Source organism: Streptomyces sp. NPDC012794, assembly GCF_042901085.1.
GTDB lineage: Bacteria > Actinomycetota > Actinomycetes > Streptomycetales > Streptomycetaceae > Streptomyces.
Genome location: NZ_JBIBCI010000046.1, coordinates 1 through 5,783 on the forward strand (window position 1 = coordinate 1; position 5,783 = coordinate 5,783).

Sequence of the window (5,783 nt, forward strand, 5' to 3'; positions counted from 1 at the left end):
CCCCCCCCCCCCCCCCCCCCCCCCCCCCCCCCCCCCCCCCCCCCCCCCCCCCCCCCCCCCCCCCCCCCCCCCCCGACCCGAAGCCACCCCACCCCCGAACCGCCCGACAAGGCGCCCGCCCCGCAGGGCAGCACCCCGCCCCGGCACCGCCCCACAGGGCAACCGCCCGACAGCACAACCCCCACCCGCACCCCGCCCAGCCGTGCACCCCGCCCCACCAGGCAACCGCCCGACCAGGCAACCGCCCGACCAGGGCAACGGCAGCCGCGTACCCTCCCCCAGGGGGTCCGGCCGGGCCCGCCCGCAGACCCCTCCGGAGGAGACATGGCCCCACTCGTGCACGCCGCCCCGACGGCGACCGGCATCACCACCCTCGCCCTCGACTCCCCGGCCAACCGCAACGCCCTCTCCGCACACCTCGTCGCCGAGCTCCGCGAGGCCCTCGCGCAGGCGGCCGCCGACCCCCGCACCCGGGCGGTGCTCCTCACCCACACCGGCAACACCTTCTGCGCCGGCGCCGACCTGAAGTCCCCCTGCGACCCCGCCGACTTCCTCGCCCTGCTCCGCGAGGTCACCGCCCTGCCCAAGCCGGTCGTCGCCCGCGTCACCGGGCACGTCCGCGCCGGCGGCCTCGGGCTGCTCGGCGCCTGCGACATCGCCGCCGCCGGGCCCGGCTCCTCGTACGCCTTCACCGAGACCCACCTCGGCCTCGCCCCCGCCGTGATCTCCATGACCGTGCTGCCGCGCCTCGACCCCCGCGCCGCCTCCCGCTACCTCCTGACCGCCGAGCCCTTCGACGCCGCCGAGGCCGCCCGCATCGGGCTGCTGACGCTGCACACCGCGGAGGACGTCGACACCGCCCTGGCCCCCGTCCTCGACGGCCTGCGCAGGGCCTCCCCGCAGGCCCTCGCGGAGACCAAGACCATGGTCGCCGCCGGTGTACGGGAGGCCCTCGACCGGGACGGCGCCCGCTTGACGGAACTCTCCGCACGCCTCTTCGCCTCCGCCGAGGCCCGCGAGGGCATCACCGCCCGCTTCGAGCGCCGGGACCCGTCATGGGTACGGTGACCGGCCCCGTCCCCAAGCAGGCCCGCAGCCGGGTCACCCGGCGCCACCTGCTGGAGGCGGCCGTGGCCTGCCTCGCCGAGCACGGCTGGGCGGGCTCCACCGTCGCCGTCGTCGCCGAGCGCGCAGGGGTGTCGCGGGGCGCCGCCCAGCACCATTTCCCGACCCGCGAGTCCCTCTTCACCGCCGCCGTCGAGTACGTCGCCGAGGAACGCTCCACCGCCCTGCGGGAGCTCTTCGGGACCGCTCCCGCCCCCCGGCCGCGGGCGGCGGTCGTCGAGGCCCTGGTCGACCTGTACACCGGAAACCTGTTCCGTGCCGCCCTCCAGCTGTGGGTCGCCGCCTCCAACGAGGAGCAGCTGCGTCCCCAGGTCATCGAGCTCGAAGCCCGGGTCGGCCGTGAGACGCACCGGATCGCCGTCGAGCTGCTGGGCGCGGACGAGTCGCTGCCGGGCGTACGGGAGACCGTGCAGGGTCTCCTCGACATGGCCCGGGGTCTGGGGCTGGCCAACGTCCTGACCGACGACAGGGCCCGCCGGGCCCGGGTGGTGGCCCAGTGGTCCGCGCTCATCGACGCGGTGCTGGACTGACGGCCCCGGACGTGCGGGGGCGCCGCGCCCCGGACGGGACGCGGCGCCCGGAGGGGAACGCGGGCCCTCAGCCCGTGGTGGCGGCGTCGGTGATGCCGGCGTATCCCTCGATCTCGCGCGGGTCGCGCGGGCCCGGGCCGACGTAGCGCGCCGACGGCCGCACCAGGCGGCCGGTGCGCTTCTGCTCCAGGATGTGCGCCGACCAGCCGGCGGTACGGGCGCAGCTGAACATGGAGGTGAACATGTGCGCCGGGACCTCCGCGAAGTCCAGCATGATCGCGGCCCAGAACTCCACGTTGGTGGCGAGCACCCGGTCGGGGCGGCGCGCGTGGAGCTCCTCCAGGGCGGCCTTCTCCAGGGCGGCGGCGACCTCGTAGCGCGGGGCGTCGAGCTCCTTGGCGGTGCGGCGCAGGACGCGGGCGCGGGGGTCCTCGGCGCGGTAGACGCGGTGGCCGAAGCCCATCAGGCGCTCGCCCTTGTCGAGGGCCTTCTTCACGTACGCCACGGCGTCGCCGGTGCGCTCGATCTCCTCGATCATGCCGAGGACGCGGGACGGCGCACCGCCGTGCAGCGGCCCGGACATGGCGCCGACGGCGCCGGACAGCGCCGCGGCGACGTCCGCACCGGTCGAGGCGATGACGCGGGCGGTGAAGGTGGAGGCGTTCATGCCGTGCTCGGCGGCGGAGGTCCAGTACGCGTCGACGGCCTTGACGTGCTTGGGGTCGGGCTCGCCCCGCCAGCGGATCATGAACCGCTCGACCACGGACTCGGCCTTGTCGATCTCCCGCTGCGGCACCATCGGCAGGCCCTGGCCGCGGGCGGACTGGGCGACGTACGACAGCGCCATCACGGCCGCGCGCGCCAGGTCGTCGCGGGCGGTCTGCACGTCGATGTCGAGCAGCGGTTTCAGGCCCCACACGGGGGCGAGCATCGCGAGCGCGGACTGCACGTCGACGCGGATGTCACCGGAGTGGACCGGGATGGGGAAGGGTTCGGCGGCCGGCAGGCCGGGGTTGAAAGCACCGTCGACCAGCAGGCCCCAGACGTTCCCGAAGGACACGTGGCCGACGAGGTCTTCGATGTCGACACCCCGGTAGCGGAGCGATCCGCCTTCCTTGTCAGGCTCGGCGATCTCCGTCTCGAACGCGACGACCCCTTCGAGTCCGGGTACGAAATCGGACATCAGGCGGCTCCTCAGGTAGTGCGAACACGCGCGGCTCCCGGCGTGATTCGCGGTCCGGCGCGGTCATCCCCGTTGATGCCCGGCAGGGCCGAAGGTCATCCGTGCGGGAACCCTCGGACCGGCCCCAAGATTTTGTCCGTTCCGGTGGGCCTGCGGAAGCGTGACATACGGCACACCGGTGCCCGGCGTACTGCGGCAGGATGGCGGTGTGACCGATCAGGACATTGACCCCGCCGTCATGCGCAAGCAGTACCGCTCCGAGATCGTCGGGGAAGCGGACCTCGCCGACGACCCGATGGCGCAGTTCGCCCTGTGGTTCCAGCAGGCGGCCGACTCGCACCTCTTCGAGCCCAACGCGATGGTCGTCTCGACGGCCACCGCCGAGGGGCGGCCGAGCTCCCGGACGGTCCTGCTGAAGCAGTTCGACTCGCGGGGCTTCGTCTTCTTCACCAACTACGGCTCCCGCAAGGTGCGGGAGATCGACGAGAACCCGTACGTCTCGCTGCTGTTCCCCTGGCATCCGATCGCCCGCCAGGTCATCGTGACGGGCCGGGCGGAGCGGATCGGCCGGGACGAGACGGCCGCCTACTTCCGTTCGCGTCCGCACGGCTCGCAGCTGGGCGCGTGGGCGAGCGCGCAGTCCAGGGTGATCGGCTCGCGCGCGGAGCTGGACCGCCGTTACGCGGAGCTGGCGGAGCGCTACCCGGAGGGCGTGCAGGTCCCGGTGCCGCCGGAGTGGGGCGGGCTGCGGGTGCTGCCCGACGCGCTGGAGTTCTGGCAGGGTCACGAGAACCGCCTGCACGACCGGCTGCGGTACGTCCTGGAAGGGGACGCGGGCGGGGACGGGTGGCGCGTCGAGCGCCTCTGCCCGTAGGGGCGGCGGGCCCTTCGCCGCGGGGGCGTCACGCGTGGCGTGAGCCCCTGACGCAGGCGACCCGCGGGCTCGGGTTCCTCTCCTGCAGTGAGAGGAGCCGGCCGGACGTGCCGGCGAGCCCGCGGGTCGGGTGACTGCTGTGGATTGGCGCCGGGCGATTCCGCCGGGCACCGCACTGGGTGCGCTGCTGACGACGGGCCCTTAGCCCGCAGCCACCTCACGCGTCCGGTTTCCGTACATTTCGGGAACCACCTCCCTTCTCGTGTACGTCAGAGCCTAGGTCGGCCGCTCCCGGGCCCTCAAGTGATTTATCGAGGGGATTCCAGCGGAGATTCCGGAGGGTCCCGGGGGGACATTCCGGGAGGTTTCCGGGAAGCGGATGTGGCCTGGGTCACGTTCGAGTTCAATGATCTGACGTGCCGCACACGCGAACACCTGCAGGGGGTGCCAGGTGAGGGCTTCCGGACGTAGTGAGACCGCCGACGATCTGCTCGCAGCGCTGCTCGACGGGATGGACGCCGCCCTGTGCGCGTTCGACGCCGACGGCGTGATCACCCATTGGAACCGCGAGGCCGAACGGATCCTCGGCTGGACCGCCGCCGAGGCGGTGGGCCGGGCCGGATTCGCGGGCTGGGCGGTGCGCGCCGCGGACGCGGACGACGTACAGGACCGGCTGATGTCCGCGCAGGACGCGCCGGGCCGGCAGGTCCACGAGTTCGCCCTGCTGACCAAGGACGGCGGGCGGATCCTCGTACGGACCCAGTCCGCCGCGGTGCCCGGATCCGACGGGAAGCCCGCCGGGGTCTACTGCGCCTTCAGCGAGGTCCACGCGCAGATCGACCTGGAGCGGTCCATCGCCCTCAGCGAGGCGCTGATGGACGACGCCTCCTGGGGGGTCGTCCTCGTGGACGTGGACCTGCGCCCCGCGGTGGTCAACGCGCACGCCGCCCACGCCTTCGGAGCCGGACGCAGCGCGTTGCTCGGGCGGCCCCTCGGGGACCTGCTGGAGCAGGGCGTGGAGGAACTGGAGGGCGCGCTCCAGCACGTGCTGGCGGAGGGTGCGCCGCCGGCGCCGCTGGAGCTGTGGGTGTCGGTGCGGACCCCGGAGGGGGTGCGGCGGCGGTGCTGGCGGTGCGGGTTCCTGCGGCTGGGGTCGCCGCTCGCGGAGGAGCCGGTGCCGCTGGGGGTGGGCTGGCTGTTCCAGGACGTCACCGAGGCCCGGCAGGCCGAGCTGGACACCGGGCAGCTGCGGTTCCGGACCAACCAGCTGTACCGGGCGGGGCGGGCCGCCGCCGAGTGCGAGGACCCGGCCGAGGCGGCCGCCGTCCGGCTGGACTTCGCGCTGGCCGGCTTCGCGGAGCACGCGGTGGTCGACGTACTGGAACCCGGGCCGGGACGGCGCCTGGTCCGCTCGGCGGTGTCCCCTTCGGGGCTGGCCCTGCTGCTGCCCGGGCCGGGGGCGATCCCGGTCCGCTACGAGGCCGCGCACCCGGCGCTCCAGGCCCTGGACCGGATCGGCCCGGTGCGGGCCAGCGCCCCGGCCGGGGAGGCGGCCGCGGCGTGGGCCTCGGCCCGCCAGTGGCCCCCGGGCGCCACGCACGCCCTGTGCGCGGTGCTCCGCAGCCGCGGCCGTACGTTGGGCGCCCTCACCTTCCTCCGCGGCCCGTCGCGCCCGGCGTTCGAACGCGCGGACGCGCTGTACGCGGAGGAGGTGGCGGCCCGGGTGGCGGCGGACCTGGACCTGGCGATCCGCTGCCCCGGCCGGGCGGAGTGCGGCTGACCCTGGCCGGGCGGTCCGGGGTGCGGCGGGGTGCGGCTGGGCGGGGTGCGGGTGGGGTGTTGCCCTGTCGGGCGGTTGCCCTGTGGGGCGGTGCCGGGGCGGGGTGCTGCCCTGCGGGGCGGGCGCCTTGTCGGGCGGTTCGGGGGTGGGCGGGGTTGCCCTGTCGGGCGGTTGCCCTGTGGGGCGGCGTTTCGGTGGGGTGGCTTCGGGGCGGGGGGGGGGGGGGGGGGGGGGGGGGGGGGGGGGGGGGGGGGGGGGGGGGGGGGGGGGGGGGGGGGGGGGGGGGGGGGG

5 protein-coding genes are annotated in these 5,783 nt (G+C 75.3%); 4 read left to right on the plus strand and 1 reads right to left on the minus strand.

Annotation, left to right across the window (positions count from 1 at the left end):
- Window positions 1-324 precede the first annotated feature (324 nt).
- Both ACFY7H_RS33865 and ACFY7H_RS33870 read left to right on the plus strand, forming a co-directional pair.
- Window positions 325-1,068: an enoyl-CoA hydratase family protein gene (locus ACFY7H_RS33865; RefSeq protein WP_388946525.1), complete on the plus strand. Its 744-nt coding sequence runs from the start codon at window positions 325-327 to the stop codon at window positions 1,066-1,068.
- Window positions 1,056-1,655 carry a TetR/AcrR family transcriptional regulator gene (locus ACFY7H_RS33870; protein WP_388946528.1) on the plus strand — a complete coding sequence of 200 codons (600 nt, stop codon included), beginning with the start codon at window positions 1,056-1,058 and terminating at the stop codon, window positions 1,653-1,655. The genes ACFY7H_RS33865 and ACFY7H_RS33870 overlap by 13 nt, the downstream gene beginning before the upstream one ends.
- 67 nt (window positions 1,656-1,722) lie before the next feature.
- On the opposite strand, the gene ACFY7H_RS33875 is transcribed toward ACFY7H_RS33870, so the two are convergent.
- A complete protein-coding gene (locus ACFY7H_RS33875; RefSeq protein WP_388946531.1) occupies window positions 1,723-2,838 on the minus strand; it encodes a citrate synthase 2 in 1,116 nt (371 codons plus the stop codon).
- 238 nt (window positions 2,839-3,076) lie between these two features.
- On the opposite strand from ACFY7H_RS33875, the gene pdxH reads away from it, so the two are divergent.
- Both pdxH and ACFY7H_RS33885 read left to right on the plus strand, forming a co-directional pair.
- Window positions 3,077-3,712, plus strand: coding sequence for a pyridoxamine 5'-phosphate oxidase (gene pdxH, locus ACFY7H_RS33880; protein ID WP_388946536.1), 636 nt, complete (start codon window positions 3,077-3,079; stop codon window positions 3,710-3,712).
- A 451-nt stretch (window positions 3,713-4,163) separates the two neighbouring features.
- Window positions 4,164-5,492 (plus strand): PAS domain-containing protein, encoded by a 1,329-nt coding sequence (locus ACFY7H_RS33885; protein WP_388946534.1) that lies wholly within the window; start codon window positions 4,164-4,166, stop codon window positions 5,490-5,492.
- Window positions 5,493-5,783: the final 291 nt, after the last annotated feature.

What these genes read in the sequence shown, in the direction of transcription:
- pdxH (WP_388946536.1), top strand. Translation starts at nt 3,077, where the DNA reads ATGCGCAAGCAGTACCGCTCCGAGATCGTCGGGGAAGCGGACCTCGCC.
- ACFY7H_RS33875 (WP_388946531.1), bottom strand. Translation starts at nt 2,838, where the DNA reads ATGTCCGATTTCGTACCCGGACTCGAAGGGGTCGTCGCGTTCGAGACG.
- ACFY7H_RS33865 (WP_388946525.1), top strand. Translation starts at nt 325, where the DNA reads ATGGCCCCACTCGTGCACGCCGCCCCGACGGCGACCGGCATCACCACC.
- ACFY7H_RS33870 (WP_388946528.1), top strand. Translation starts at nt 1,056, where the DNA reads ATGGGTACGGTGACCGGCCCCGTCCCCAAGCAGGCCCGCAGCCGGGTC.